Source organism: Bacillus sp. AR8-1 (assembly GCF_008042345.1).
Lineage (GTDB): Bacteria > Bacillota > Bacilli > Bacillales > Bacillaceae_G > Bacillus_A > Bacillus_A cereus.
On record NZ_QNUB01000019.1, the window covers coordinates 17,069 to 43,912 of the forward strand.

Sequence of the window (26,844 nt, forward strand, 5' to 3'; positions counted from 1 at the left end):
TAGTTCCCCCTACATCTATTTTTCAATGCTATATCGTCTTAAAAATTTTCCATCTTTAAATTCAAGATAGTAATAACTATAACGATTGTCATCATCAATATATGTAACTTCCCATAGTGGTACATCATTTTCAAAGCCTAATTTCACTTTCATAATCTCTTTCGGCTTACTTTTTGATTCCTTACTTTCATTGCCGACTTGTTCTAATGTTCTTTGTATAGCCTCTTTTTCAGAAATACCTTCGCTCTTTTTCCTTACTACAGTATCCCCTTTTTTCTCCGGCACCCAAACGATAAGTTGTTCTCCCTTTTCATCTGTACCTTGCACGACTATATATGCAGATTTTCCGTTGTAATAATCAACAGATTTCACCTTTGTAAGCTTTGCTTTTTCTTTAGCAATTTCTACAAATTTCGACTCTTTTGGAATTTTCTTCCCCATTGCTTTATTATAAACATACGCCCCATATATTCCGCTAGCAACGATAACAATAATGATTGCAAAGATCCACTTTTTCATTGTATCACTACGTTCTGTAAATCGTAAATACAGCTGTTTCTTTATCTTTTTCGTCTAATGCTAGTCCGAACATGAGGTCCTGCTCTTTTAACGTACGATTCAAACTATCAACAATTTTATACAAATCAGACGAATATTTAATACGCGTCGTTGATAGTACTTCGATTTTCTTCTCCATGAAAAAACTCCTCCGTTACACAAAAATTTCTAATTATAGAAGAACGCAATGCGGTTACAATAAGAGTACATTCTTTACAACCCCTGCTTCATCACCCATCTATTATAGCAGGACATGTACAGCAAAAAAAGGTTTCAAGTCGAAAACCAACACATTTTGTATACAAGAAGTAAGAAAAATAAAATTCCTCCTACCCACATTTTTTACGCCTGAAGTTTATAAATACTTCAGGCGTATTTTTCTTCCATTTTTATTCATTTGATGGTTCTTCTAATTGTACTAATAATTCTTCTAATGGTCCTTCATAAAGAGGTACGTTAGGGATCGATTGTAGAAATCGTTTTCCATAGGAAGAACTCGTCAAACGACGATCTAACACTACTACCGTTCCTGTATCTGTATTCGTTCGAATTAAGCGGCCGAATCCTTGTTTGAAACGTAATATTGCTTGTGGCAGCGCTAATTTAGCGAATACATCCTCACCTTGATTTTTTAGCCACTCACCTTTCGCTTCCATCATCGGCTGATGAGGCGGCGTAAATGGTAGACGGACAATAACAAGACAACTTAAGGCATCTCCTGGAATATCTATCCCTTCCCAGAAACTGCTCGTCCCTAATAAAATTGATTTGTCGAACTCTTGAAACTTTCGAATTAAACGGCTTCGACTTCTATTATTCACACTTTGTGTGAGTAATAAATAACCCTCTAATTCATCATTATTTTTTAAATTCGCATACGCTTCTTTTAACATTTCATACGAAGTGAATAAAACAAGCATTCTGCCCTTTGTGGCTTTCGCTATCTTTGCAATATGTTCCGATACAGATTCAATATATCGCTCATTACTTACTTGCTTAATAAAAGGTACATCCGTTGAAACCATTAATTTCATTTGTTCATCATAACGAAATGGCGACGGAACCTTTAAAGTATTTGGAGCGAAATCATGTAAACCAAGTTCCTCTTTTATATAATCAAACGTATCGTTAACTGTTAGTGTTGCGGATGTAAAAATAACACTCTTTTTTTCTGTTAAAAATTCATCAGCAAATCTTTCACCAATATGAACAGGCTGTGCATATAGAACTGTTGAATGAATCGTCCCTTTCGTTTCAGTCTCCATCCAAGTTACATACGAATTCTTTTCTAATACGAGTAACTGTAATGATTCTGCCATCTTTCTCAGCAACTCAATTAAATGCATAAATTCACCTGTTACAACATGCATCTCCCATTCTAACTTACTTTGCAATATATCCACTTGCTTCTCAAGAGCAGTTACTACCCTTCTTAATTCATATATAAAACGATTTGTTAATTCAACGATACTATCCCACAACTTACCTTTTTCTAGTTCTGCGTTATACCTATAGATGAGCGGCATATTATTCGTTCCTTGTTCTTGCTTTGTTTGTTTAAATATAAAAGTACGTAACATTTGGAAGAGTTCATCCGCATCAAACTTAAGTTCCTTCAAACTATAACTTATCATACGGAAAGTTGAACGAGATGCTTGCTCTGATTTTTTCATCATTTTATATACTTTGGAGAGTACATCTTCTGTTTCTAGCGTCCCAAGACGAGATATAACCAATTGAAAATACATACAAGAGAACTGTTCACCCAATGTTCTACTCGCAGCTTCTTCAATATGGTGAGCTTCATCAAAAATAATATGTTCGCATGAAGCAAACAACGGTTCTTCACTTGAAAAATCTTGAAATAATAACGCATGATTTGTGATAACGATATCTGCAAATAAAGCTTTATTCTTCGCTCGCTGGTAAAAACAACGACTAAACCAATTACTTTGCATACCGCCTGGACTATACGCATCACTACAAATACGATTCCAAAGTAACTTTCCGCCCTCAGGAATATTTAATTCGTCTTGATCACCCGTTTCAGTTTGCAATAGCCAAACTAAAATCTTCGCCTTCGTAAGTGCCATATCATAATTTTTTTCTTCCTCTTGTAAAGCATACTCAAATTTGTGTAAGCAAAGATAATGCTTTCTTCCTTTAAGAAGAGCTACCTCAAATGAAAATGGCATTATTTTTTGTAATAACGGTATTTCTTTTTCTAATATTTGTTGTTGGAGTTGTACCGTTTGTGTACTTATAATGACAGGTTCTTCTTTTCTCTTTGCAAAATAAAGACTAGGAAGCAAATATGCAAGAGTCTTTCCTGTTCCTGTACCGGCTTCAATTAGTGAAAAACGAGAGTCTCTTAACGCCGTATATATCTCTTTCATCATCAGTTGTTGACTTTCTCTTCTTTCAAACTTTGGCATATGTGATTCCAATTTATCCATCGTTTTATTCAAGAAAGCATCAAACTTTGAGGAACACGTTTCTCCAAGGTTTAAGGAATAGTTCCGCTTTTTCAGCGCAATATTTCGATGTATTTCATACTCCGCTATATCTTCTTTACCATTCATTACTTTCTTTAAAATATTTTCAGAAAGCACATCAGCTATATCACTTTGGAACACATCGCTTAATTCATAAAGCGATTGCAACGTGACAAGTGGTAACTTTTCAATTTCATTTAAAAATTGTAAAAATAATTCCGCTGTTGCAAGAGCATCACTATCCGCACGATGTGGTTGATCATGTTCTAGTTCATGCTTCTTAGCTAAATCACGTAATTTATAACTATCAGCTGTCGGTAAAAGAATTTGAGCCAATTCAACCGTGTCGATTTTAGGACAATGTATTTCTGTATATCCAGCCTGTCTTAATTCTTCATTTAAAAAATTCCAATCAAAGTGAACATTATGCGCAACGAAAGCCGCACCTTGTAATAGCTCAACAATCATCGGGGCTACATCTTGAAATAACGGGGCTTGTTTTACAAGACTTTCATCAATCCCTGTTAATTCTGTAATAAATGGTGGGATCTCTCTCTTTGGGTTAACAAAAGACGAAAAAATCTCCAATATCTCTCCATCTTCTACTACAACAGCTGCAATTTGGGTAATTTTATCCTTCCCATCTTTCCAGGAGTTCCCTGTCGTCTCTAAATCAACAACGACATAACGCTTACTCATATATGTAACACCTCAATTTCTTACCTTTCAAACAACAATAATTTATATAATGTTACTATACCACGTTTTATCTCATCTTAATGAAAAGATGCACAAAAAAGCTATCTCCGCAATGGAGATAGCCTTTCTACTTATAATATCGTACCCGCTTTTTCAGCACCTAACATTTCAATAATTTGATTATTATCGTCTAGTACTGCAATTTTGGGTTCTTGTTTATGAACCTCTTCTTCCGTAACTAGCCCATAACAAATAATAATTACTTTGTCCCCTGGTTGTACAAGCCTTGCCGCAGCACCGTTTAAACAAACAACACCACTACCGCGTTCCCCTTTAATAACGTATGTCTCTAAACGAGCACCATTATTATTATTTACAATTTGGACTTTTTCGTTTTCTACAATATTTACTGCATCCATTAAATCTTCATCAATTGTAATACTACCTACATAATTTAAATTTGCCTCCGTTACAGTTGCACGATGTAACTTTGCTCTCATCATTGTGCGAAACATAGGTGCTCCCCCTTATTTAACCGTTAATGTTATATTGTCAATTAATCTTACATTTTCAAACTTAACTGCAATAGCTAAAATGATTCGTCCTTCGACTTTCTCTACCATTGTTAATGACGGATATGCATATAAATCCGCATAATCTACAGTGCCTTTCGTATGCGTCTCAATATACTCTTTCACAAGATTTGTAATGATTTCCGGATTACGTTCACCTACCTCAATTCTTTCTTTCGCTATACATAGGCTGCGGTATAAATGAAGAGCCTCTTCACGTTCATCTTGTGATAGGTACACGTTACGAGAACTTTTCGCTAATCCATCTTCTTCCCTTACAATATCAACTGGTACGATTGTAACCGGAATATTGAAATCAGTTACAAATCCTTCAATTACTGCAACTTGTTGAGCATCTTTCATACCGAAATAAGCACGCGTTGGCAGCGTAATATTAAATAGTTTCATTAGTACAGTTGCAACACCAGCAAAATGACCAGGTCTTTGTTGACCGCATAATACGTCCGTGCGCTTCACAACTTCTACTGTTGTTGTTTGTTCTGCTGGATACATTTCTTCTACACTCGGATAAAACAAATAATCTACACCGTTTTCTTTTGCTACATTTTCATCTCTATTAATATCACGAGGATATCGATCTAAATCTTCATTTGGGCCAAATTGCAGCGGGTTTACAAATACACTTAAAACTACAATTTCATTTTCTTCTCTTGCCTTACGTAATAAGGTAGCATGCCCTTCATGTAAATAACCCATCGTTGGAACAAAACCAATACTCTTTCCACTTGCACGAAGTTCGTTTGTAATTTGCTGCATCTCTTGCACTGTAGTTACGATTTTCATTATTGTTTTCCTCCGTATAACGCTAAGCATTCTTCCTCTTTCATTGTGAACGAATGTTTTTCTTCAGGAAATTGCCTTGTCTTTACTTCAGTAACATATTGTGAAATCCCACGCACAATCTCCTCTTGAACAGATGTATATTGCTTCACAAATTTCGGCACACGATTCACGCCGTATGAGATAAGATCATGATAAACAAGCACTTGCCCATCTACTTTTTGTCCTGCACCAATCCCAATTGTCGGTATTGTTAGTTGCTCTGAAATAAGTTCTGCTAACTGCATTGGTACACATTCTAACACAAGCGCTATTGCACCAGCTTCTTCACATTTCTTTGCATCTTCTATTAATTTCTTTGCACTCTCCGCATCTTTTCCTTGCACTTTATATCCACCCAACACTCCTACAGATTGAGGGGTTAAACCTAAATGCGCTACAACAGGAATTCCTGCGTTCGTCAAATATTGAATCGTTGATATAACTTCTACAGCACCTTCTACCTTCAGTGCATGCGCCCCGCTCTCTTGAACGATGCGGCGTGCATTCACCATCGTTTCTTGTAATGATACGTGATACGACATAAATGGCATATCAGTTACAATAAACGTCTCTTTCGCTCCACGGCGTACAGCTTTCGTATGATGAATCATATCCTCTACTGTTACAGGTACTGTCGAATCGTATCCGAGTACAACCATTCCAAGAGAATCTCCAACTAAAATCATATCAACTTCAGCTTCTTCTGCTAATTTAGCAGATGGATAATCATACGCCGTTAGCATTGTAATCGGCTCACCTTGCTCTTTCATCTTCAAAAAATCTGTTTTTGTTTTCAAAAACTACTCCTCCTTTATGCAGGAGAGAGGAGATGGCCGCAATCATATAAAAAACCCCTCTGGCCATAAAAGGGCAGAAGGGTTGTGTGTTAGTCGGCATTATTCATCCCTCTGTCCCAGTCCGTTATTGGATCAAGGCAGAATCCAAGTTATTATTTTTCGTATTACTTCGAATCATGGTGCAGTTCGCTCTGATACTGCCCACATTCGAACTAATTATAGCAAACTACAAAAGGGAATTACTACATTTTTTTGAAAAAATAATTTTTTATTCTGATTACGGTATATGAAATTTAATAAGAGAGTATATATGCTAGAAAGTGAAACTTTAATCAGCCCGATCCCCACCTAACTTCTTTGCTTCCGCTGAATTTTGAGGTGGAGGTCTTATTGCCCAGTAAATAGCGGGATAAAGTTTTTATAGATAATTCAATCCTGAAAAGATACATGTTTTTTCAACGCATGTTAAAAAATTCCAAGTTAATTTCTTCTGTAATCAATTTAACTGTATAGTATAACTCTTAAACTAATGATGCAGGTTAATTGAGGAAAAGTACTTAACAAAGGAGGATTGCAGATGTCTATGAACAGGTGGTTATTTCGATTCAGCAGTTTGCTTGTAATGATTGTATGGTGGATGTCTTTAGGATTCTTTCATGTATTTGCCTCAGTTAATGTCGTAACACAACCCACCGATGTAACGAACGTGATTGAGGTTGAACTAAATGATGATTACTTTAATCCAAATGTCATCACGATTCCGCTTGAAGGATCAACAACATTACTATTGAAAAATAAAGGTAAAAACGAGCACACCTTTACAGTGAAAAAACTCGGCATTGACGTCGTAGTTGAGTCAGGAAAAGAAAAGAATATTACCGTGAAACCTAAAAATACTGGTACATATGAATTAATATGTCGATACCATCTCCTTAAAGGAATGGAAGGCAAAGTAATCGTCAAATAACATGCCAGGCCAACTAGACGGAAGATATCTTGAAATGAACTTTAAATATGAAAAGGATTTATTATCATGTTACAAATTTAACTCAAAAATATTGAAATAAAAAGAAGTTCCAAAAGAGGAACTTCTTTTACTTAATTTCGATATCTGCAGAATGAATATGATGTACTTTCCCCTCATGATCCTCCAGAAGTAATACACCATCCTCTGTGATTCCTTTTGCTAACCCCGTAATCGTCTCTCTCATCGTTCGAGCGGTAATTTCTTTCCCGATGCTCACAGCGTAACTTTCCCAAAGAATTTTAATGACAGAGAAACCATTTTGTAAATACTCTTCATATAATTTTTCTAGTTGTAAATAGATTTGTTGCATAAGTTCTGCACGAACAATCGGCTTACCTGATTCAATCGCTAATGAAGTAGCAATGTGCTGAATTTCTTCATCAAAATGTTCTTGCTTTTGATTCGCATTAATACCGATGCCCATAATGACAGCATTAATTTTATCAGGATCCGCTTGCATTTCTGTTAATATACCTACAGCCTTTTTACCTTGAATTAAAATGTCATTTGGCCATTTTATTCCCACGTCTACACCTGTACATTTTTCAATTGCCTGTGCAACACTAACAGCCGCTAACAAAGTAAGTTGCGGTGCATGATGAACTGGAATCGATGGGCGTAAAATAATACTCATCCAAATTCCTGTTCCTTTTGGTGAATGCCATTTTCTGCTTAAACGACCTCTTCCCGCTGTTTGTTCTTCTGCTACAACGATAGTTCCTTCTTCTGCACCTTCATAAGCAAGTTTTGCTGCAATGTGCTGCGTTGATTCAACAGTTTCTTCAAAATACACTGTTCTACCAATTCGCTTCGTTTGTAGCCCTAACTGAATTTCATTAGCAGTCACTTTGTCTGGCTTACTTGCAATTCGGTAACCTAATCGGCGCACAGCTTCAAGTTCATATCCCTCACTCCGGAGATCTTCCATATGTTTCCACACAGCAGTTCTTGAACAACCAAGTTTATCACTAATCGTTTGGCCGGATACAAACTCGCCATCCGCTTCAGAAAAAACTTGTAATAACTGCTTTCTTATAGTAGATTGCATCCTTGCAGCCACTCCCTTATACGCTCTTTCTCATTAACTACGTTTCCTTTTACAATTGCTTCCTCGATTTTCTGAAGCATGTCAGCAACCCACGGACCAGGCTTTTTGTTTGCCCAGTTTAATAAATCATTACCAGTCACATTCATTTCTTGACGACCCTGGATTGGCAATGCATGAAACATTGATTGTACTCGTTTAACAGATGTAGGATCATAGCTTTCAATCATCGCTTCATATACTCTCTCTGCCATTTCAGCGATATAAATTCCCGTTTTATAAAGAAGGACTGTATCCCAATCCTTCTCCTTTCTAGTACGGATTGCCAATAAAACTGCAACAATATCTTTTATTTTTTTATTCGAAAACTTCCATTGACGTAAAAAGACAGATGGATGTTCTTCTCCGATACAATATAAGAAAAATGCCCACGCCTCAATATCCGTTTCGAAAGAATCCCATTTATACTGCGTAGCTTTTAACAGTCTCTCTTCTGACATTTGTAAATATGGCAAATGAGAAAATAGCTTCGTCTCTACTAATTCTTTGAGACCTTTCACACAATATGTACCAGTTAACAATTTCTCAAACTCTACTGTAATGCGCTCAATTGCTATATGTTCTAGCAAATGTCCATACGTTTCAATCGCTTGCTTCGTTTTCGTTTCTAATGAAAAACCTAACGCGCTTACAAACCGAATACCACGCATCATTCGCAGGGCATCTTCTTGAAAACGATCCGCAGCATTTCCAACTGTCACAATTTCTCTCTGTTGAATGGCTTCCTGTCCAGCAAATAAATCAACCATTTCGCCTTCTTCTGTCATAGCAATTGCATTCATCGTGAAATCACGACGTTTTAAATCCTCTTCTAATGAACGAACAAATTGAACACTACTAGGTCTTCGAAAATCTTCATATTCGCTTTCTGTTCGAAAAGTAGTTACCTCATAAGGCTCACCATTTTCTAAAACAATTACAGTTCCATGCTCAAGACCAACAGGAACATTTCTTGGGAATATAGCCATCACTTCTTCTGGTAAAGCAGATGTCGCAATATCAATATCTCCAATCGGCCTATCGATAATAAGATCTCGTACGCTCCCACCAACAAAGTAAGCCTCATGTCCTTGTTGTTTTAATGTCTCAATAATAGAACTAGCTTTTTTAAATCTTTCCATTTTTGTCATCCCTTAGTACGTCATAGTAAATCGTTTCATATTGTGAAACAATTTTTTCTGAGCGAAATTGCTCATAAACACTTTCTCTTGCTCGTTCTCCCATATTACGGTGAAGTTCCTCGTCCTTTAATAGCTGAGTAGCTTGATTTGCCACTCCTGTTGTATCGCCAACTTCACATAAATATCCTGTTTCCCCGTGTTGAATAACCTCTGGAATACCTCCAACCCGTGTTCCGATACAAGGTACACCACACGCCATTGCTTCTAATAAAACAAGACCAAAACTTTCCTTCTCTGATAGAAGCAACATTAAATCACTCATCGCAAGTAGTTCTGCAACATTATCTTGCTTCCCTAGGAATAAAACACGATCTTCAATATGTAAATTCTTCACTATCTGTAAAATCGTACAGAATTCTGGTCCGTCTCCAACAAGAAGCAACTTCGCATCTACTTCTTTAACAATTTTAGCAAATGCCTCAACAACATCCTGCACACGTTTCACTTTACGGAAATTCGAAATATGAATAAGTACTTTTTCACTCTCACTTATACCGTATTCTTTCTTTAATTGAGACATATTACGTTTGAAATATACACGTTCGTCTATAAAGTTATATACCGTTTGAATTTCTTTACTTGGTTTTACAAGCTCATGCGTTTCGTTAATTAATGAATGCGAGACAGCAGTAACAACATCCGATTGCTCAATACCAAAACGAATTAAATTATTTAACGAAGGGTCGGAACCTAACACAGTAATATCTGTTCCATGCAAGGTTGTAACAATTTTAATACGCTCTCCGATCATTTGTTTTGCTAAATATGCACAAATTGCATGTGGTATTGCGTAATGCACATGTAAAATGTCTAAGTTTTCTCTTTGTGCAACCTCTGCCATTTTACTTGCTAACGCTAAATCGTATGGTGGATATTGAAATACAGAGTACTGGCTTACCGTCACTTCATGAAAATATATGTTTGGATATACTTTATTTAACCGGAATGGTAAACCCGATGTAATAAAGTGAATTTCATGCCCGCGTTCCGCCAATTGCTTTCCTAATTCTGTTCCAACAACTCCAGAACCACCTACAGAAGGATAACATGTAATACCTATTTTTAATTTCATTTACATCCCCCTAATAAATCAGCATGTAATAAAACCGGTTTCTTACTCATAAATCCCTCGGCATACAAGACTCCAACTTCTTTTCCAAACATCTTCTCACGAGCAATCACAGTTTCAACGTATCCTTCTGTTAACGGTGTCTTAACACCATCACTTCCTGTTGAAAATTGACTTTCATATGCTTCTAATGCTTCCACCTTTATAGAGAGGTACTCACTTATATCTATACAAAAATTCGGTTTATGAAAACCATTAATCATATAATTATAAAAAGACTCCACACGATGTGGTGAAAGTTCCGGCATATATTTACGGATTCCTGCTGAAAAAATAGCCTCTTCCACAAGCTTTGCACAATTTGCATGATCTGGATGACGATCTTCATAGTATGGCGCAAAAACTAGTTTTGGTTTATATGTACGGATCACCTTGACAATTTCACGTATATACTCTTCTTTCATATACAAACCACGGTCTGGCATCGCTAAATTCAGCCTCGTTTTTACTCCCATTATACGAGCTGCGACCTCTGCTTCTTCTTTTCTCAACTCTATCGTTCCATTGGAAGAAAGATCAGCTTCTGTTAAATCACAAATACCTACTTCATACCCTTGCTTTGTATATTTAGCGATGGTACCAGCCATGCCGATTTCAACATCATCGGCATGAGCACCAAACGCTAATATATGTAATCCACTCATAATTGTTCCCCTCATTTTCTTAACTTACGATAATCTAAATCTCCTCGCTCTAATGCGTGCATCAACATTTCAGCACTTGCCATATTCGTTGCAAGTGGAATCGCATATACATCACATAAACGAAGCAATGCATTCACATCCGGTTCATGCGGCTGTGCTGTTAATGGATCGCGGAAGAAAATCACCATATCTAAATCGTTTTTTGCAATCATTGCACCAATTTCTTGATCTCCACCAAGAGGGCCAGATTGATATCTTGTTACAACTAATCCAGTCGCTTCCATAATACGAAGCCCTGTCGTTCCTGTTGCAAATAATTCATGTTGCTCAAAAATTGGTTTATATGCGTATGCAAACGAAACCATATCATTTTTCTTTTTGTCATGTGCGATTAAGGCAATTTTCATCCGTTGTCTCCCCTTTAGTCGATAATATTTTCTAAACCGTACACAAGATGATCAAGGTTCATTACTGTCTCAATTGATAGTTTTACACCTGACATAAATGATGCACGATTGAATGAATCATGACGAACTGTTAACATTTGTCCATCTCCACCAAACATTACTTCTTGGTGTGCAATAAGCCCTGGCAAACGTACACTATGAATGTGAATACCGTCTACATTTGCACCACGTGCACCTGCTAGTTGCTCTACTTCATTTGGATGACCTTGCTGCTTTGATTCACGATTTTGACGAATTAATTCTACCGTTTTTACAGCTGTACCAGATGGTGCGTCTAATTTTTGATCATGATGTAATTCAATTACCTCAACATCTTGGAAATATTTCGCTGCCATTTGTGAGAATTTCATCATAAGAACTGCACCAATTGCAAAGTTTGGAGCAATAATTGTTCCTACTGCTTTTTCTTTTGCATTCTCTGTTAAACGTGCCAATTCTTCTTCTGTAAATCCAGTTGTACCAATAACAGAACGAAGTCCACGCTCAACTGCAAGTGTAACGTGTTGTTTCCCAACTTCTGGTGTTGTTAAATCTAACAACACATCTGCTTCTACTTCATCTAAACAAGTATGTAAATCAGCGTAAATCGGTGCATGTAATGCTGGCATGCCAGGTAAATCAGAAATCTTCTCACCACCATGCTTATAATCCACTGCTGCTACTAAATTAAAATGTTCCGTTCTTTCCATAAGAAGGACTGCTTCATGTCCCATACGTCCTCTTGGTCCGGCGATAATTACTTTAATTTCTTTCATTATTCTTTCTCTCCCTCATCAATACGTGTCCAGCGATCTTTATCACGTGTATTAAATTTATTCATTACAATGTTATGTGCTGTCTCTAAATCAATATTTAAACTATTTGCCATACAAATCATAACAAATAATACATCTCCAAGCTCTTCTTCAATACTTCTTTCTTTTTCAGTTGTTTTCTTCGGTTTCTCACCATAATAATGATTTACCTCTCTCGCAAGCTCTCCCATTTCTTCCGTTAAACGAGCCATCATTGCAAGCGGACTGAAATAACCTTCTTTAAACTGACCAATATATGCATCTACTTCTTTCTGCATATCTTTCATCGTTTTTGCTTCCATACTATTCACCTCTAATCCTTCCTCTTTCATGTTAGCCAATTCATCGCGATTTGACAAATATTATTCCCCGCCAAACACCTATTTGCGACCCTTTTTTGGATAGACTATAATAAAGTGAAACTTTCTTTTGCGCTTTTTGCAAAAGATTAGCCCATACTAATCGAGTTCTTACTATTTTCACTAGCAACTAGAAATTACTTATTATTATGTTTTACCGTTTCAGCGGAGCAATGTAATCATTACATAATTAGGGGGATTTCTATATGACATCAAAATTGAAGATGCGAAATATTATTTTTATTTTAATCGGTTCCGCTATATTTTCTTTCGGTATTGTCAATATCAATATTGAAAACCACCTTGCAGAAGGTGGGTTTACTGGTATTACACTATTATTGTATTTTTTATTTAAGTTTGATCCTTCCTACTCAAACTTAATTTTAAATATCCCTATATTTTTTATTGGTTGGAGGTTACTTGGCAGAACGACATTTTTATATACATTAATCGGCACATTTAGCGTATCTTTATTTCTATGGATTTTCCAGCGTTACGAAGTGCTCAACTTACATTTAAACTTGCAAAATGATATGACACTCGCAGCTTTATTCGCCGGGGCATTTATCGGTATCGGCCTTGGGATAATATTTAAATATGGCGGGACTACTGGCGGTGTAGATATTATCGCACGACTAGCCCACAAATATGTTGGCTGGAGTATGGGTAAAACGATGTTTATGTTCGATGCTGTCGTTATCGTCGTCTCTATTCTTACCTATTTATCATACCGCGAGGGTATGTATACGTTAGTTGCTGTTTTTATCGGGGCTAAAGTCATTGATTTTATGCAAGAAGGAGCCTATGCCGCCAAAGGAGCGACTATTATCTCAGAGAAAAACGATGAAATTGCTGCCAAAATTTTATCTGAAATGGAGCGCGGAGCAACCTTTTTAAAGGCTGTTGGATCGTATACAAAAATGGAACGTAACGTACTGTATTGCGTTGTTGCTAAAAATGAAATCGTGAAATTAAAGAATATTATTACTTCAGTAGATCCTCATGCATTTGTCGCTGTAAGTGATGTACATGATGTAGTTGGTGAAGGATTTACGTTAGATGAAAATAAAAACCCTTTACATAATTAAATGTAACTAGAAAAGCGCCTTAGCTTTTCTAGTTTTTTATTACAAGTCTTTTAAGCTTCTCCAAATCCTCATAAATAAGCTCCAATAAACTCCGATTATAAAAAATGGAAGCTGGATGAAAAGTTGGAAAAACATGATATTCATTCTCTGACCATGTAAACTCTGCACTTTGCATATCCTTTAATTTTTGAATGGGCTGTTTTAATAATTGCCCGTGTACATCTGTGATTTTTTTATTTTTTCCTGTTAAACGTTGAAGACCAATATTTCCAAGTGTGACGATAAGCCTCGGATTTATTTCCTCTAATTCATAATCTAACAAAGGCGCATGGGCAACTATTTCTCCTTGATTTGGCGTTCTATTATACTTTTTTTGTATGCTTTCACCATTTCGTTCTTTTTTCTCTCGCCATTTATAAGGTCTACTCCGAACAGCGCTCGTAATATATACTTCTTCCCTCGTAACGTGAATACGCTCTAAAAAAACCATTAATTGTTTTCCCGACCTCCCGCTAAACGGAATCCCATTATGAATTTCTGTTTCACCAGGCGCTTCTCCTAACAACATAAATTTGGGATTTTCAGGACCTTGTCCACTTAAAAAACCTTCTAGTTGATAAGGAGCACTACGCTCTTTCACTTGTTTTACTAAATGGTCTGGATATTTCATTTCCCCCACCGCCTTTCCGCATTACTTCTATTATTTCTATTTGTAATACATTATATAATTCAATCCACACAACAAAAAAAGACTATCAAAATTGATAGTCTTTAGTCGTCGCTACGCTGCATACCAGTATACATTAATACGAGACGTAATAATTCAAATACCGCTACAGCTGCAGCTGCTACATATGTTAATGCTGCTGCATTTAATACTTTACGAGCTTGGCCATATTCATCTGTTGATACGATACCTAACGCTTCAATTTGTTGCATTGCACGCTTTGAAGCATCGAACTCAACTGGTAATGTAACAAGTTGGAACACAACACCTGCAGCCATTAAAATAATTCCTAATAACAATAGTTTCGACATTGTCGCAAATATACCAATCATAATAAATACCCATGATATATTCGATCCAAAATTCGCCACAGGAACTAACGAATGACGAATACGCATAAAGTTATAATCTTGCGCATCTTGAATTGCGTGTCCTACTTCATGTGCTGCCACTGCTGTACCAGCAACTGAATGTCCATAATAGTTATCTGTTGATAATCGAACCGTCTTGGCCGTTGGATCATAATGGTCTGATAAATGACCTGGTGTTTCTTCCACAGCTACATTGTATAATCCATTTTCATCTAAAATTTTTCGAGCCACTTCCGCTCCTGTCATACCTGATGTTGAATAAACTTGTGAATACTTGCTATAGGCACTTCGTACTCTTGACTGTGCATACAACGGTATGATCATTATGATCGCGAAGTAAATTAAATAAAACATCATGAACCTCCATTGAAGTTTTAATTATAGTACTTCTCATTCTATTTTCTTCTGCCACTATTGTCAATGAATAAACCTTACAATCCATATCTTTACTTATTACATTATCTATTTTTAGAATGCACATTACTTTTTCTTTTTTCTCTCTCTCCTTTATACTTTCTCCATCCAACATAAGTTAATGTGAATAAAATAAGTCCCCCAGTAATTGTCATAAACCAAATGAGAGAAGGTGCAATTTCATCCTTTTTTACTGTGTGAAATATCTTTTGCAAATCCCCTTTAATAATCCCTAATTGCATTTGGCCACCTTTCGTTTTTAACATAACGTTACGAAATTCATCCAAATAAGATAAATGAACATTTACACGCTGTACCTCGTTTTCTGGCAAAGCAATCATTAAACTTGGATAAATAATATTGAATTCATTTAAAAATGTATTTAATGTTTGTTGAAACTGCCCAGCATCTTCTTTTTCCATCGCTTTTTCCATTTGAGAAAAGGCATCCATTACTTTCCTTTCTCTTTCCATCCAAAGTGGTTGATATTTCGATACTTGTGCATCAACAGCAAGTTGTAATGCCAACACATTATCCATTTTAGCTTGCTTACCTAAACCTTCTTCAGAGAGCGATTGCTGCGCCTTGTCGTAAGCTAAAGAAATAACTCTAACTTGATCTGGTGTTACTTCATGCTTCTTTTCATTCCCCTTCATTAAAAATTGCTCTGAGAAAAGTTGTAATACTTGTACCGCTTTTTCATCTTCATTACGCTTCACTAACTGTAACGAGTCGTCTAACAACCCTGTTAGCTCATTCCACTCTTCAGCATATATACGTAACGGAAACATTATAATTAGAAATGCTATCAATCCAATTAATGTTCTCTTCATCCCGGTCCCCCCTATAACTACTAGTACAAAATATGTTAATTGGGACAAGAATAGAACAGAACTGAACCGAAAAATATATTATCGTTTTACAAAGAAAAAATTCTCTTTAAGCAGAGAATTTTTTCTTTGACATCCTTTTCTTTTTTACGAAATATCTATATAAGCTATAACAAAGTATACTACCACCTAAAATGAATAATAAAATAGCACACGCAGCATGCATAAAGAACTCCTCTGGTAGCATTAATATAACTGGATCCGTTTCAATATCAAACATCCAATAATCATTACTGAATAAAAGCTTATGGAATAATACAAAGCTCTTTTCAAAATTAATAGCGATTGGTAACATAAGCGCTATCGGAAAAATGATTGTTAAAATCGATCCGTGCAGTAAAAACTTTTCATTTTTCTTTTTTAATAAATAAATTCCACCTATCACTGCAATCATAATTGTCGCATACATCACATATTGAATCTTTACTAAAATATTTTTAACATCTACAAAATGAATACGGCCATTTGTAGACATATCTAATGTTGGCAAATGTAATGCTCCGTCATAAAACGGGGATAAATATGTAATAAGCACATCGTAATTTCTTTTAATTTCATCCTTCGTCATATCCGCTAAATCAGGAATATTTAAAAAATCAATTTCAAAATAATACAGCCATTTTCCATACACAACTGCCGTTGTTGCGAGTGCAAAAATAGAAAATGCTATGCTATATGAAACAACTAAAGTAATCAATCGATCCAATATTTTTGTACCACTCTTATTTTTCTCCATGTTCTCCCCCTAAATGTTCTAACCATCATAAAGAAAATTGTTTCCTGTGCTCACGTAAGCAACAATAATATGTAATACATAGTACAGCAACGCTTAACCAAAACGTAAAATAACCAATTTCCTCTACAAACAAATGCATAATTCCATATCGTGGCATTTGCCAAAATAAATAATCAATTGCATCGTTATGCAACGTCCATACACCCGCTACTATAAAATGCCATTTTTTTATACGGTAAAATGGAGCATATAAAACACCTTGCACTGCCATCGCAAAGTGCGAAAGCATTAACATGTAGCCCATAAGGCCAATAGGACCTTTTACGTAAATCATAATCGCATTTACAACAACAGCCCAAATACCATATTTTATTAAAGTAACAATCGCTAGCGCTTCTATTAATCCCCAGTTTCTCTTTGTCAAAAAAGCAATTAAAACAAAGACAAAAAAGAGACTCGCCATAGGACTATCTGGTACAAACGGCCAAAATATAGGTGACGTTTCTTTCAGTTGATTTCCGTACCATATAAACCCGTAAATTGTACCTAATATGTTAACAACCAATAAAAATAATAATACCGAGCGTTGTCTTAACATTGCATACAAGTACACCAATCTGTATGTCCAACACCTTTCAAGCAAAGTAATTCATTCACTAAATCCTACTCTATTATAACAAACTTCATCCAACTAAATAGAAAAGCTGACTACAAATTTTGTAGTCAGCTTTTTATTATTTTTTATTATACTTTGCAACGAATTCCGAAAGCTTCTTCAGTTCCTCATCTGTACCTTTAAATACACCTTTAGGCATGGAACCTTTTCCATCTTTCGCAATTTTAGCAATTTCTTCTGGCTTTAAAGTTAAGTTTTGCAGTGCTGGTGCTGCCGCCCCGCCCTGTAAGTTGTCACCATGACATGTTAAACAAGTATTTTTTTGCATTAATTTATAGCCATCATCATTTTTATCAACTGGCGCGGTTTTTACAATTGCTCCTTGTTTCTTTGCAGCTTCCCAGTCGTGGTGTGCTACAGATTCCCAAGTTAAAAAGATAATCGATGCAATTGCTAAAAGCATAAATCCAGTTGCTACAGGACGCTTCAATGGACGTCTTTCTGGACCTCGATCAAGAAATGGAGCTAACAGTAATGCACCAAACGCAATCCCTGGCATAATAAACGCTCCAATTACAGTAAATGAACCGGAAGCATAAGAATACTTTAATAACTGATACAAGAATAAGAAATACCAATCTGGAAGTGGTATATATCCAGCATCTGTTGGATCCGCCATTCTCTCAAGCGGCGACGGATGCGCCACTGTTAAACATAAATAACCGATTAAAAAAACTGCACCAACCATCCATTCTTTTAACAAGAAGTTCGGCCAAAATGCTTCTGTTTTCCCTGGGTATTCAGAATAGTCTTTTGGAATATTTGGTTTCCGAGCTACCGGTACCCGAGAATCTCCTACAAACTTCATCCCTTTGCCGCGATGCATAATCTCCCTCCTTTAGTTCTTTCCCCTTTAATTTAGCAATCTCTTATAGTGGACCGGAAATACCTTGTTTGCGAATCATGATGAAGTGGAAGGCCATTAAACCTAGAAGTGCTGCTGGTAAGAAGAAGACGTGAATAGCAAAGAAGCGAGTTAATGTTTGAGCGCCAACAATTTCGGAATGACCAGCGAGTAATGTTTTAATATAAGGACCAATGAGCGGTGTTTGCTCTGCAATTTGAATCCCTACTTTTGTAGCAAATAAAGCTTTCATATCCCACGGTAATAAATATCCGGTAAAACCAAGACCTAACATAACAAAGAAAATAAGAACACCAACAATCCAGTTTAACTCACGGGGCTTTTTATACGCACCTTGGAAGAAAACTCTGAGTGTATGTAAAAACATCATTACAATTACGAGACTAGCACCCCAGTGGTGCATACCACGAACAATTTGCCCATAAGCAACTTCATTTTGTAAATAGTAAACTGATTCCCAAGCATTTTTAATATCAGGCACATAATACATCGTCAAAAACATTCCAGATAAAATTTGAATTACAGTAACGAAAAAGGTAAGTCCTCCAAAGCAATAGACGAATGCAGAAAAGTGATGTGCCGGGTTTACATGTTCAGGTACTTCATGATCAGCGATATCACGCCATATCGGTGTAATATCTAATCTTTCATCTACCCAATCATAAATTTTATTTAACATCTACTTTGCACCCCCTCTTGGCTTCGCTTTTCCTAGATACAGCGTTCCATCTTTCACTTTAGACTCGTACACATCCAGCGGAGCAAGGGGTGGCGTACCTTTAATGTTCATCCCATCTTTTGTATAACGACCCCCGTGACATGGACAAAAGAATTGATTCGGATGTGCTTTGTCCGAATTCCAGTTAACTGTACATCCTAAATGTTTACATACTGGAGAGAACGCAACAATGTCTCCGCTTTCATCTTTATGAACCCAAGCCGATTTTGGTTCTTCAGACTTGTACCAACCATCAACCTGTTTCACTTTAAAATCGAAACGCTTCGGCTCTGTTGTAATATCCTTTACTTGCGCAACAGCAACCATATCTGTTCCGGCTTCTTTTCTTAACACCGGATCAAGCGCAAATCGCGTCATCGGCATTAAAATACCGGCAGCCATAAAGCCTCCTACCCCTGTGAGTGTGTAATTTAAAAATTGTCTTCTTGACACGCGATGTTCTTTCTCGCTCACGAAAATTTCCCCCCTCTATCAGAAATTGTCCCCTCGTGATAAATTATATAAAAAATAAAAACTAGGACACTATCATGATATAATACGCTCATGCACAGGTCAATATCATACTACTCATAATAATAAGAACTTTCTGTTTATTGCGAGTTTCCCCACTTCTCTTCCAACATCACCATTATATTTTTTATATGTGCATGAATAACTTCTCTTTTTGCTTGATCACTAAATTGTTCTAATGCTAATGAAGGAAACCAAAATAAATCTCCCTGTAACTCTTGCATATCCTCTTTCCATGAAAAATCACTTGTAACATAAGCAATATGCTTAAAACCTTCGCTTCGTAAATGATTTGTCCATTCTTGCAAACGACCTTTTTCATTCTTTTGACTTTCTACCAAATACGTAAACGCAGGTAGTAAAAGCACTCTTCCTTTATACTCTCTTTCCAATTCCGTGCTCAACAATTCGATAAATTCACCTTGTTCTACAACCATTTTCATTTCTTGTGCTGCCGAAATTGATAAAAGCGGTATTACTCCTGTATCAACATACTCTCTTGCTTGTTCAAACTGTTCCACATCTTTTACACTCCACTTCAAATTCCTTCCCTCCTTCACTTGCAAATGACAGAACTTTCACTTTATATATATTAAACCATACTAAAAGAGGTAAAAAAAGAAAAACTACCCAATATAGGTAGTTTTTCTTGGCGAAAGTCTGAAATTTGTAAAAATTTATTAATCCAAATAAATTCTATAAAGTCTTTAACTCGGCCGTTAATCTATGAAACGCTTCCTTATCTTGCTTATCTAACGCTTCATCAATTTGTTTCAAAAGGCGTTCTCTCCTAAATGAAAATACACTTTCTTCCAAAAACCTTTCTGCAAGTAAACGATCTTTTTCATTTACTTCAATATGCTTTGGTAGATATGGGTTTTCTTCTAATACAGCTACATAATTCGCATTTTGAAACGATGATTTAAAGTTGAGTTGAATATAAATATCCTCATCTCGATTTAAACGAATATCATGAAACGATTTTTCAGCATCTGTTGTCATAACATTTTGTTTAAAAAAGTGAAACGGTGTGTCTTTCACACAATTCGCTGACATCACTAAGCCACGCGGACAATATTTTGCATGCTCTACGAAGTGGACTTTATGCATCAATTGGTCGTGACTCATTAAATAATTCAGAATCCATACACATTCACGCTGTTTCAGTTGGTAATTATTCAAAAACCATTTTACAAAATCCTTCTTCTCGTTTACAGAAACAGGGGTATTCATAGCAATTAAGTCCCTCCTCTGTCTTTCTCTTTTCTTTTTAGATTCAAGAAGCGGCATTCAGTTTCCTTCCAACTTATGAAAAATCCTCTAAATTATATAACAACTCTTCAATATGAATTTGTGTCGGGTCTAGTTGTAATAACTGGGTAAATACTTCTTTCGCCTCTTTTCGCTTTCCTTCTTCCAATAAGAAATAACCGTATTCTTCTAAGAAGTCTGGATGATTCTTAAAAGAAGTATATGCACTTTCATAGTGTTTTAATGCATCCGAATACATTTCTAATTGTTTTTTTGCATACGCAAGGTCCCAAAGTAGTTGTGTATCTGGTTCTCCACTATCAATAGCACGCTCTACAATTGCAATTAACTCTTCGTACTTTTCTTGTCCTTTTAAGATATACGCATATTTTAATGTTGCGCCTAAATGCCCTGGGTCTAACTCAAGTGCTTTTTGAAGAACTTCCTCTGCTTCTACTATTTTTCCTAATTTCGCCGCAATGTTCGCTAACTCTACATAAAACGGAACTGAAAGCTCATCTACTTTAATTCCTTCATGAAGCGTTTCATAGCTTTCTTGAAGCATTCCTTCTTTTTCATAGCTTTTCGCTAAATACATGTACAGTGATGCGTACTCAGGGTCTAATTCTTTTAGTTCTTGCCAAGCACCGATTGCTCTCTGATATTCTTCACCTTGGTATAATGTGAAGGCATATCCAAATAATGAGTGAATATCTTTTTGTTCCTCTAGGCCTGCTTCATAATAAGAAATCGCCTCTTCCCAGTTTCCAATCGCACTTAACGTTTCTGCAAGACGAAGTGCGATTACAACACCACCCATTACTTTATGTTCAGCTAATAGCGATTCATAATAAGTAATTGCCTTTTGTTCTTCACCTTTACTACTATATAATTCTGCTAACCCAAACGTAATAACAGGTTCATCAGGCATCATTTCTTTCGCCTTTAATAGTTTTTGCTCTGCTACATCATCAAAACCTTGCATTTGGAATAAATCTGCAACAAGTAATAAAGATTGAACATATAAATCGTCATTTTCTGGAATATCATGAAGTACTTCAATCGCTTCATCTTCTTTATCTAGATCAATATATAATTCTGCTAAAAATACAGTGAATTCACTTTCTTCCGGATACAGTAAACGTAAGTCTTCAGTAATCGCTAATGCCTCATCTGTAAATCCAAGTGTATGATAGTAACGAGCGATATCATACTTCTCTTCATCATTTGCAATTTTTAATTGTTCTTTTAATAATTGTAATCCTTTTTCCGCTTCACCATTTTCAATATATGAAACAGCTTGTTCAAACTTTTGCATAAACGTCTCCTTTAATTCTAAAAAATATTCTCTTCTGTTCATTTATCATAAGCAACTCACTGTTAGAACGCAACCTTTAGAATGAGCATGCTTCTTCTTATACTTCTTCTTACAGAGTAGGTAATTGTTCAAAAGGTTCGGATATGACACCGATACCTTATCATCATCTTCTATTGTACCGCTTTCTTTTATGACCGTGCAAATAACTTCTCTCACTAATTATCAAGCCATATAAACCGTGATTTACAGAACAACTTAATTACCAGTCTTCAACCTTTATTTTTAATACGATAAAAAAGGCTCCTATAATAGGAGCCTTCACAATCTCTTAAGAATATGTTTCTTCTTTCTGTACTTGCTCATTTACAAGCTCTTTCAGCAACTCTATAATTTCATCATTTTCTTCTTTCAAACCGACAGTAATACGAATACCATCATCGATACCAAATGCAGCACCAGAACGAACGATATATCCTTTTTTCATTAATCGTTCGAAAGCTTCATTACCTGGTATACCAAGTTTTAAGAAAATGAAATTTGTTTGAGATGGATAATAGAATACGTTATATTCTTTACAAAATGCATAATACTGATTTAGACCTTCAGCATTCTTTTTCACACAATCTTGTAAAAAGGCTTGATCTTCTAATGCAGCGAGTGCTACAGATTGCGCTACAGTTGATGTATTGAATGGTAACCTCGCTACTTCTAGCTGTCCGATTAACTTCGCATCCCCAATCGCATATCCGATACGAAAAGCAGCTAAACCATATGCTTTTGAAAACGTGCGTAAAACCATAAGATTTTCATACTTTTCAAGAAGTGGCAATGTTTGCGGATAGTCTTCCGCTTCCGCGTATTCATAATATGCTTCGTCCATAATAACGAGAGCCGACTTAGGAACTGATTCTAAAAATGAAAGTAATTTTTGTTTCTCAACATATGTACCTGTCGGATTATTCGGATTACAAATCCATACAATTTTCGTTTTATCATCTACTTGCTCTAGCATTGCATCTAAATCGTGAATACCGTCTTTAAGTGATACTTCACGAACTTCTGCTCCTTCAATAACAGCATGGTGATGATATTGTGAAAACGTAGGATTCGCCATTACAACGTTTGTTCCTTCATGTAGTAACGCTCGGCTAATCATTTGAATGACTTCATCTAATCCACTACCAAATAGTAGTTGTTCTGCTTTTACACCTAAATGTTCCGCTACTTTTGTCCGAAGTTCAAAGGCATATCCATCTGGATAAAGGGCATATTGACTCGCTAAAGAAGTTAATGCTTCTGTCACACGGGCTGAGCAACCGAATGGATTTTCGTTCGATGCTAATTTCACAATTTTCGATAATCCATATTCCCTTTTTACTTCTTCAATGTTTTTCCCAGGCACATACGCTCTCAAAGTTAACAATTGCTCTTTCACTCTCATTTTTCTTCCCCCAGTCATTTCATTCAATTTGATTACAATACAGTTATAGCCCCTTACTGTAATCTTTTATCATAACCGTCACTATTACGAGAATACCTCTAAATGAGCACTTCACAACACTTCGCTATCATTTTAAACCATATCTTTTTGAAATGCCTCTAACGCAATATGAACAGTCTCATCTGAAATAGATACGACATTCACTACCCCATATTCCTGCATAAGCACCATATGAATTGCTCCTGCATTTGCTTTCTTATCTTGTTTCATCAATTGAACGAGGCGCTCTACATTCAAATCTCTTGGCATTTTTGGATAGCCGTATTTCAAGAACCACTGCTTCATATCTTCATAAGCAAGATCAACCTTGTACACTTGCTCACTTAAAAATATGGCGAATAACATTCCAACCGCTACGCCGTCACCGTGAGTAATATTCCCATACCCTAGCTCTTTTTCAAGAGCATGTCCTAACGTATGTCCAAAGTTCAAATGGGCACGTACACCCTTCTCTGTTTCATCTTGTGACACAACATTTGCCTTTACAGGAATCGCCTTCGTTAATATATGGATTAACTTCTCATCACGAAGATCCGCTAATGTTTGCACTTCTTCTTTTAACCAATGATATAGCTCCACATCACCAATAAGAGCATGCTTTATCACCTCTGCATAACCTGAACGCCACTCTTTTTCAGGAAGAGACTGTAAAAACGGTGTATGATATACAACCGCTTCTGGCTGATGGAATGCACCAATCATATTTTTACCTAACGGATGATTAATCGCTACTTTCCCACCTACTGCGCTATCGTGCGCTAATAAAGTCGTCGGAACCTGCACAAAGCGAATACCTCGCATAAAAGATGCAGCAACAAAACCAGCTAAATCTCCAATCATTCCGCCTCCAAGTGCAAGAATTAAAGAATTTCTATCTAATTTGTTTTCAAGAGCTGACGTATGAGCCGCATAGAAATTTTCGAAAGACTTCTCTTTTTCGCCACTTGGTACAACAAACGAAAACACGTCCTGCTCCACTTGTAATGCATCGATAACTGTCTGTAAATGTAGTGATGCAACAGCTTCATCTGAAATGATCATTACGTTAGATACAGCTGGCTGCATATTTTGAACGATCATTGTTAAGTTTGACAACGCTTCTTTACCAACATGTACATCATATTCTTTTGATTTCGTTTGAATATGTATGTTTCCCATTAAAATCCCCTCGCATATTCATTATGTTTCTCAATATTTTCACGAATTAGTTCCATACGATCTAATCCGAATTGTTCTATTAAAGCTGTTGCTAATTCCCAAGCCACAACCGCTTCTGCAACGACACTAGCTGCTGGCACTGCACAACTATCTGAACGTTCAATGCTCGCTGTAAAAGGCTCTTTCGTATCAATATCTACACTTTGAAGAGGTTTATAAAGTGTAGGTATCGGTTTCATCACACCGCGCACAACAATTGGCATTCCAGTCGTCATACCGCCTTCTAATCCACCTGCATTATTTGTTCTTCTTGTATATCCATGCTCCTCATTCCATAGAATTTCATCATGAACTTCACTTCCCGGTCTATGCGCTGCTTCAAAACCAATTCCAATCTCGACACCTTTAAAAGCATTAATACTCATAATTGCAGCTGCTAATTTCGCATCCAGTTTTCGATCATAATGCACGTAGCTACCTACTCCAATTGGCATTCCTTCCACAATTACTTCAACGATTCCACCAATTGAATCACCATTTGCTTTCGCATCATCAATCGCTTTCATCATTTGGTTACCAGCTTCGTCATCTAAGCAACGTACAGGAGATGCTTCTGTAATACTCTTTAATTCTTCAATTGAACTATACGTAACCTCCTTAGCTTGTACACCGCCAATTCCAATTACATGGCCCGCCACTTTAATACCAAGTTCTGCTAACACCTTTTTAGCAACCGCACCAGCAGCAACACGCACCGTCGTTTCGCGCGCTGACGAACGTTCCAGTACATTCCTCATATCTCTATGACCATATTTAATTGCACCATTTAAATCAGCATGCCCAGGCCTTGGTTTTGTCACTTTCCTTTTTATCTCTTTTTCTTCCTGCTCAGTTAAAGGCTCTGCCCCCATAATTTTTGTCCAATGGGCAAAATCACGATTTTCAACAACGAGTGCAATAGGGGAACCTAATGTTTCTCCATGTCTAACACCACTTAAAATTTGCACTTGATCCGTTTCAATTTGCATGCGTCTACCACGCCCATATCCCTTTTGCCTTCTAGCTAACTCTTCGTTTATATCATCCGCTACTAAAGACAATCCTGCTGGAACACCTTCTATAATCGTTGTAAGTTGCGGACCATGAGATTCACCAGCTGTAATATATCGCATACGTTATTCCTCTTTTCGTATATGTATTTATCTCACTATATTAACTTTTATCATTCTAAAAATATTAAAGAAATTATATCATAAATCGACTATTTTCTTATTCTATATTTCCGATAGGCCTAATTTAAATATCAATATATCATAACAGCTCAAACTTCGTAACTAATTGAAAATAAAAAAAGTGCAAGAAGAATACCCCTATTCTCCTTGCACTTTTTACTATTATCACAGTGATTAAAGCGTTTACAAATTATTTCAAAATAATTAGTAAATCCATTCATTCATTAATTTTGAGTAGTCAACTAATTCTTCTTCTTTAAAGAAAATAGCAATCTCGCGCTCTGCGCTTTCTAAAGAATCAGAACCATGAATAATATTTTTCGCAACAGTTACACCGAAATCTCCACGAATTGTTCCAGGAGCTGCTTCATGTGGTCTTGTTTTCCCCATCATGTTACGCGCTGTATCTACTACACCTTCACCTTGCCATACCATTGCGAATACAGGTCCAGATGTAATAAAGTCTACTAACTCACCAAAGAAAGGTTTTTCCTTATGCTCAGCGTAGTGTTGTCCAGCAATTTCCGGAGTGACTTGCATTAATTTTGCACCAACTAATTGAAAGCCTTTTTTCTCAAAACGAGCTACAATTTCCCCAATGAAGGCACGTTGTACACCGTCTGGTTTTACCATTAGAAATGTTTTTTCCATAAAAAATCTCTCCACTTCTGAATTATGTATGTAATTGTATATCCCCA

The 26,844-nt window shown here is 36.4% G+C and carries 30 protein-coding genes; 2 read left to right on the forward strand and 28 right to left on the reverse strand.

Features of this window, described 5'->3' with window-relative positions; translation table 11 throughout:
* Positions 1 to 15: 15 nt before the first annotated feature.
* The 6 genes from DN400_RS15120 to panB form a co-directional block, all read right to left on the reverse strand.
* On the reverse strand, positions 16 to 519 hold the full coding sequence (locus DN400_RS15120; protein WP_000758740.1) for a cell wall elongation regulator TseB-like domain-containing protein: 504 nt from the start codon (positions 517 to 519) through the stop codon (positions 16 to 18).
* A 7-nt stretch (positions 520 to 526) separates the two neighbouring features.
* The gene (locus DN400_RS15125) at positions 527 to 697 is read right to left on the reverse strand and encodes a YpmA family protein (protein WP_000412179.1); all 171 of its coding nucleotides are present in this window, start codon (positions 695 to 697) and stop codon (positions 527 to 529) included.
* A gap of 250 nt (positions 698 to 947) precedes the next feature.
* Positions 948 to 3,752, reverse strand: a complete 2,805-nt coding sequence (gene dinG / locus DN400_RS15130) for an ATP-dependent DNA helicase DinG (protein ID WP_000044967.1) — start codon at positions 3,750 to 3,752, stop codon at positions 948 to 950.
* A gap of 131 nt (positions 3,753 to 3,883) precedes the next feature.
* On the reverse strand, positions 3,884 to 4,267 hold the full coding sequence (gene panD, locus DN400_RS15135; protein ID WP_000490186.1) for an aspartate 1-decarboxylase: 384 nt from the start codon (positions 4,265 to 4,267) through the stop codon (positions 3,884 to 3,886).
* Between the two features lie 12 nt (positions 4,268 to 4,279).
* Positions 4,280 to 5,128 carry a pantoate--beta-alanine ligase gene (panC, locus tag DN400_RS15140; protein WP_053564883.1) on the reverse strand — a complete coding sequence of 283 codons (849 nt, stop codon included), beginning with the start codon at positions 5,126 to 5,128 and terminating at the stop codon, positions 4,280 to 4,282.
* Entirely contained in the window at positions 5,128 to 5,964 is an 837-nt protein-coding gene (gene panB, locus DN400_RS15145) for a 3-methyl-2-oxobutanoate hydroxymethyltransferase (protein ID WP_147801730.1), read from the reverse strand. The genes panC and panB overlap by 1 nt, the downstream gene beginning before the upstream one ends.
* Before the next feature lie 577 nt (positions 5,965 to 6,541).
* Here panB and DN400_RS15150 point away from each other — a divergent pair.
* Entirely contained in the window at positions 6,542 to 6,931 is a 390-nt protein-coding gene (locus tag DN400_RS15150) for a cupredoxin domain-containing protein (RefSeq protein ID WP_147801731.1), read from the forward strand.
* Between the two features lie 127 nt (positions 6,932 to 7,058).
* On the opposite strand, the gene DN400_RS15155 is transcribed toward DN400_RS15150, so the two are convergent.
* Genes DN400_RS15155 through DN400_RS15185 form a run of 7 tightly spaced genes read right to left on the reverse strand, consistent with a single transcriptional unit; the run spans position 7,059 to position 12,613 of the window.
* Positions 7,059 to 8,039: a biotin--[acetyl-CoA-carboxylase] ligase gene (locus tag DN400_RS15155; protein ID WP_001192056.1), complete on the reverse strand. Its 981-nt coding sequence runs from the start codon at positions 8,037 to 8,039 to the stop codon at positions 7,059 to 7,061.
* Positions 8,024 to 9,217, reverse strand: a complete 1,194-nt coding sequence (locus DN400_RS15160; protein ID WP_000439311.1) for a CCA tRNA nucleotidyltransferase — start codon at positions 9,215 to 9,217, stop codon at positions 8,024 to 8,026. The genes DN400_RS15155 and DN400_RS15160 overlap by 16 nt, the downstream gene beginning before the upstream one ends.
* Positions 9,204 to 10,349 (reverse strand): N-acetyl-alpha-D-glucosaminyl L-malate synthase BshA, encoded by a 1,146-nt coding sequence (bshA, locus tag DN400_RS15165; RefSeq protein WP_000768317.1) that lies wholly within the window; start codon positions 10,347 to 10,349, stop codon positions 9,204 to 9,206. The genes DN400_RS15160 and bshA overlap by 14 nt, the downstream gene beginning before the upstream one ends.
* Positions 10,346 to 11,050: a bacillithiol biosynthesis deacetylase BshB1 gene (gene bshB1, locus DN400_RS15170; RefSeq protein WP_000015660.1), complete on the reverse strand. Its 705-nt coding sequence runs from the start codon at positions 11,048 to 11,050 to the stop codon at positions 10,346 to 10,348. The genes bshA and bshB1 overlap by 4 nt, the downstream gene beginning before the upstream one ends.
* Before the next feature lie 11 nt (positions 11,051 to 11,061).
* The gene (gene mgsA / locus DN400_RS15175) at positions 11,062 to 11,457 is read right to left on the reverse strand and encodes a methylglyoxal synthase (protein WP_000684765.1); all 396 of its coding nucleotides are present in this window, start codon (positions 11,455 to 11,457) and stop codon (positions 11,062 to 11,064) included.
* 14 nt (positions 11,458 to 11,471) lie between these two features.
* On the reverse strand, positions 11,472 to 12,272 hold the full coding sequence (gene dapB / locus DN400_RS15180; RefSeq protein WP_000658810.1) for a dihydrodipicolinate reductase: 801 nt from the start codon (positions 12,270 to 12,272) through the stop codon (positions 11,472 to 11,474).
* Entirely contained in the window at positions 12,272 to 12,613 is a 342-nt protein-coding gene (locus DN400_RS15185) for a nucleotide pyrophosphohydrolase (protein ID WP_002108639.1), read from the reverse strand. The genes dapB and DN400_RS15185 overlap by 1 nt, the downstream gene beginning before the upstream one ends.
* A gap of 263 nt (positions 12,614 to 12,876) precedes the next feature.
* Here DN400_RS15185 and DN400_RS15190 point away from each other — a divergent pair, with 263 nt between their 5' ends.
* Positions 12,877 to 13,758 (forward strand): YitT family protein, encoded by an 882-nt coding sequence (locus DN400_RS15190; RefSeq protein WP_000202120.1) that lies wholly within the window; start codon positions 12,877 to 12,879, stop codon positions 13,756 to 13,758.
* 28 nt (positions 13,759 to 13,786) lie between these two features.
* Here the strand turns inward: DN400_RS15190 and DN400_RS15195 are convergent, their stop codons facing one another.
* The 15 genes from DN400_RS15195 to ndk form a co-directional block, all read right to left on the reverse strand.
* Positions 13,787 to 14,428 carry a uracil-DNA glycosylase gene (locus DN400_RS15195; protein WP_098255833.1) on the reverse strand — a complete coding sequence of 214 codons (642 nt, stop codon included), beginning with the start codon at positions 14,426 to 14,428 and terminating at the stop codon, positions 13,787 to 13,789.
* 101 nt (positions 14,429 to 14,529) lie between these two features.
* The gene (locus DN400_RS15200) at positions 14,530 to 15,213 is read right to left on the reverse strand and encodes a zinc metallopeptidase (RefSeq protein ID WP_011109966.1); all 684 of its coding nucleotides are present in this window, start codon (positions 15,211 to 15,213) and stop codon (positions 14,530 to 14,532) included.
* Positions 15,214 to 15,314: 101 nt separating this feature from the next.
* Complete coding sequence (ypjB, locus tag DN400_RS15205; protein WP_000831589.1) at positions 15,315 to 16,103, reverse strand: sporulation protein YpjB; 789 nt, start codon at positions 16,101 to 16,103, stop codon at positions 15,315 to 15,317.
* A 106-nt stretch (positions 16,104 to 16,209) separates the two neighbouring features.
* A complete protein-coding gene (gene lit, locus DN400_RS15210; protein ID WP_000414374.1) occupies positions 16,210 to 16,896 on the reverse strand; it encodes a lipoprotein intramolecular transacylase Lit in 687 nt (228 codons plus the stop codon).
* 25 nt (positions 16,897 to 16,921) lie between these two features.
* Positions 16,922 to 17,512: a lipoprotein heptaprenylglyceryl N-acetyltransferase LhaT gene (lhaT, locus tag DN400_RS15215; protein WP_000262838.1), complete on the reverse strand. Its 591-nt coding sequence runs from the start codon at positions 17,510 to 17,512 to the stop codon at positions 16,922 to 16,924.
* A 118-nt stretch (positions 17,513 to 17,630) separates the two neighbouring features.
* A complete protein-coding gene (qcrC, locus tag DN400_RS15220; RefSeq protein ID WP_000554601.1) occupies positions 17,631 to 18,398 on the reverse strand; it encodes a menaquinol-cytochrome c reductase cytochrome b/c subunit in 768 nt (255 codons plus the stop codon).
* Between the two features lie 43 nt (positions 18,399 to 18,441).
* Positions 18,442 to 19,116: a menaquinol-cytochrome c reductase cytochrome b subunit gene (qcrB, locus tag DN400_RS15225; RefSeq protein ID WP_000932700.1), complete on the reverse strand. Its 675-nt coding sequence runs from the start codon at positions 19,114 to 19,116 to the stop codon at positions 18,442 to 18,444.
* The gene (gene qcrA, locus DN400_RS15230; protein ID WP_001290420.1) at positions 19,117 to 19,629 is read right to left on the reverse strand and encodes a menaquinol-cytochrome c reductase iron-sulfur subunit; all 513 of its coding nucleotides are present in this window, start codon (positions 19,627 to 19,629) and stop codon (positions 19,117 to 19,119) included. It abuts the gene before it with no gap.
* Between the two features lie 137 nt (positions 19,630 to 19,766).
* Complete coding sequence (locus DN400_RS15235; RefSeq protein ID WP_000872171.1) at positions 19,767 to 20,228, reverse strand: YpiF family protein; 462 nt, start codon at positions 20,226 to 20,228, stop codon at positions 19,767 to 19,769.
* 154 nt (positions 20,229 to 20,382) lie between these two features.
* Positions 20,383 to 20,919: a ReoY family proteolytic degradation factor gene (locus DN400_RS15240; protein WP_001095925.1), complete on the reverse strand. Its 537-nt coding sequence runs from the start codon at positions 20,917 to 20,919 to the stop codon at positions 20,383 to 20,385.
* 73 nt (positions 20,920 to 20,992) lie between these two features.
* On the reverse strand, positions 20,993 to 22,255 hold the full coding sequence (locus DN400_RS15245; RefSeq protein ID WP_001168673.1) for a tetratricopeptide repeat protein: 1,263 nt from the start codon (positions 22,253 to 22,255) through the stop codon (positions 20,993 to 20,995).
* A gap of 328 nt (positions 22,256 to 22,583) precedes the next feature.
* Positions 22,584 to 23,696 (reverse strand): histidinol-phosphate transaminase, encoded by a 1,113-nt coding sequence (gene hisC, locus DN400_RS15250; protein WP_001264022.1) that lies wholly within the window; start codon positions 23,694 to 23,696, stop codon positions 22,584 to 22,586.
* Between the two features lie 132 nt (positions 23,697 to 23,828).
* Positions 23,829 to 24,914 carry a 3-dehydroquinate synthase gene (aroB, locus tag DN400_RS15255; RefSeq protein WP_000526809.1) on the reverse strand — a complete coding sequence of 362 codons (1,086 nt, stop codon included), beginning with the start codon at positions 24,912 to 24,914 and terminating at the stop codon, positions 23,829 to 23,831.
* On the reverse strand, positions 24,914 to 26,086 hold the full coding sequence (gene aroC / locus DN400_RS15260; RefSeq protein ID WP_098014434.1) for a chorismate synthase: 1,173 nt from the start codon (positions 26,084 to 26,086) through the stop codon (positions 24,914 to 24,916). The genes aroB and aroC overlap by 1 nt, the downstream gene beginning before the upstream one ends.
* 264 nt (positions 26,087 to 26,350) lie before the next feature.
* A complete protein-coding gene (gene ndk, locus DN400_RS15265; RefSeq protein WP_000415883.1) occupies positions 26,351 to 26,797 on the reverse strand; it encodes a nucleoside-diphosphate kinase in 447 nt (148 codons plus the stop codon).
* Positions 26,798 to 26,844: the final 47 nt, after the last annotated feature.

What these genes read in the sequence shown, in the direction of transcription:
- DN400_RS15120 (WP_000758740.1), bottom strand. Translation starts at nt 519, where the DNA reads ATGAAAAAGTGGATCTTTGCAATCATTATTGTTATCGTTGCTAGCGGA.
- DN400_RS15125 (WP_000412179.1), bottom strand. Translation starts at nt 697, where the DNA reads ATGGAGAAGAAAATCGAAGTACTATCAACGACGCGTATTAAATATTCG.
- dinG (WP_000044967.1), bottom strand. Translation starts at nt 3,752, where the DNA reads ATGAGTAAGCGTTATGTCGTTGTTGATTTAGAGACGACAGGGAACTCC.
- panD (WP_000490186.1), bottom strand. Translation starts at nt 4,267, where the DNA reads ATGTTTCGCACAATGATGAGAGCAAAGTTACATCGTGCAACTGTAACG.
- panC (WP_053564883.1), bottom strand. Translation starts at nt 5,128, where the DNA reads ATGAAAATCGTAACTACAGTGCAAGAGATGCAGCAAATTACAAACGAA.
- DN400_RS15150 (WP_147801731.1), top strand. Translation starts at nt 6,542, where the DNA reads ATGTCTATGAACAGGTGGTTATTTCGATTCAGCAGTTTGCTTGTAATG.
- DN400_RS15155 (WP_001192056.1), bottom strand. Translation starts at nt 8,039, where the DNA reads ATGCAATCTACTATAAGAAAGCAGTTATTACAAGTTTTTTCTGAAGCG.
- DN400_RS15160 (WP_000439311.1), bottom strand. Translation starts at nt 9,217, where the DNA reads ATGGAAAGATTTAAAAAAGCTAGTTCTATTATTGAGACATTAAAACAA.
- bshA (WP_000768317.1), bottom strand. Translation starts at nt 10,349, where the DNA reads ATGAAATTAAAAATAGGTATTACATGTTATCCTTCTGTAGGTGGTTCT.
- bshB1 (WP_000015660.1), bottom strand. Translation starts at nt 11,050, where the DNA reads ATGAGTGGATTACATATATTAGCGTTTGGTGCTCATGCCGATGATGTT.
- mgsA (WP_000684765.1), bottom strand. Translation starts at nt 11,457, where the DNA reads ATGAAAATTGCCTTAATCGCACATGACAAAAAGAAAAATGATATGGTT.
- dapB (WP_000658810.1), bottom strand. Translation starts at nt 12,272, where the DNA reads ATGAAAGAAATTAAAGTAATTATCGCCGGACCAAGAGGACGTATGGGA.
- DN400_RS15185 (WP_002108639.1), bottom strand. Translation starts at nt 12,613, where the DNA reads ATGGAAGCAAAAACGATGAAAGATATGCAGAAAGAAGTAGATGCATAT.
- DN400_RS15190 (WP_000202120.1), top strand. Translation starts at nt 12,877, where the DNA reads ATGACATCAAAATTGAAGATGCGAAATATTATTTTTATTTTAATCGGT.
- DN400_RS15195 (WP_098255833.1), bottom strand. Translation starts at nt 14,428, where the DNA reads ATGAAATATCCAGACCATTTAGTAAAACAAGTGAAAGAGCGTAGTGCT.
- DN400_RS15200 (WP_011109966.1), bottom strand. Translation starts at nt 15,213, where the DNA reads ATGATGTTTTATTTAATTTACTTCGCGATCATAATGATCATACCGTTG.
- ypjB (WP_000831589.1), bottom strand. Translation starts at nt 16,103, where the DNA reads ATGAAGAGAACATTAATTGGATTGATAGCATTTCTAATTATAATGTTT.
- lit (WP_000414374.1), bottom strand. Translation starts at nt 16,896, where the DNA reads ATGGAGAAAAATAAGAGTGGTACAAAAATATTGGATCGATTGATTACT.
- qcrC (WP_000554601.1), bottom strand. Translation starts at nt 18,398, where the DNA reads ATGCATCGCGGCAAAGGGATGAAGTTTGTAGGAGATTCTCGGGTACCG.
- qcrB (WP_000932700.1), bottom strand. Translation starts at nt 19,116, where the DNA reads ATGTTAAATAAAATTTATGATTGGGTAGATGAAAGATTAGATATTACA.
- DN400_RS15240 (WP_001095925.1), bottom strand. Translation starts at nt 20,919, where the DNA reads ATGAATACCCCTGTTTCTGTAAACGAGAAGAAGGATTTTGTAAAATGG.
- DN400_RS15245 (WP_001168673.1), bottom strand. Translation starts at nt 22,255, where the DNA reads ATGCAAAAGTTTGAACAAGCTGTTTCATATATTGAAAATGGTGAAGCG.
- hisC (WP_001264022.1), bottom strand. Translation starts at nt 23,696, where the DNA reads ATGAGAGTGAAAGAGCAATTGTTAACTTTGAGAGCGTATGTGCCTGGG.
- aroB (WP_000526809.1), bottom strand. Translation starts at nt 24,914, where the DNA reads ATGGGAAACATACATATTCAAACGAAATCAAAAGAATATGATGTACAT.
- aroC (WP_098014434.1), bottom strand. Translation starts at nt 26,086, where the DNA reads ATGCGATATATTACAGCTGGTGAATCTCATGGTCCGCAACTTACAACG.
- ndk (WP_000415883.1), bottom strand. Translation starts at nt 26,797, where the DNA reads ATGGAAAAAACATTTCTAATGGTAAAACCAGACGGTGTACAACGTGCC.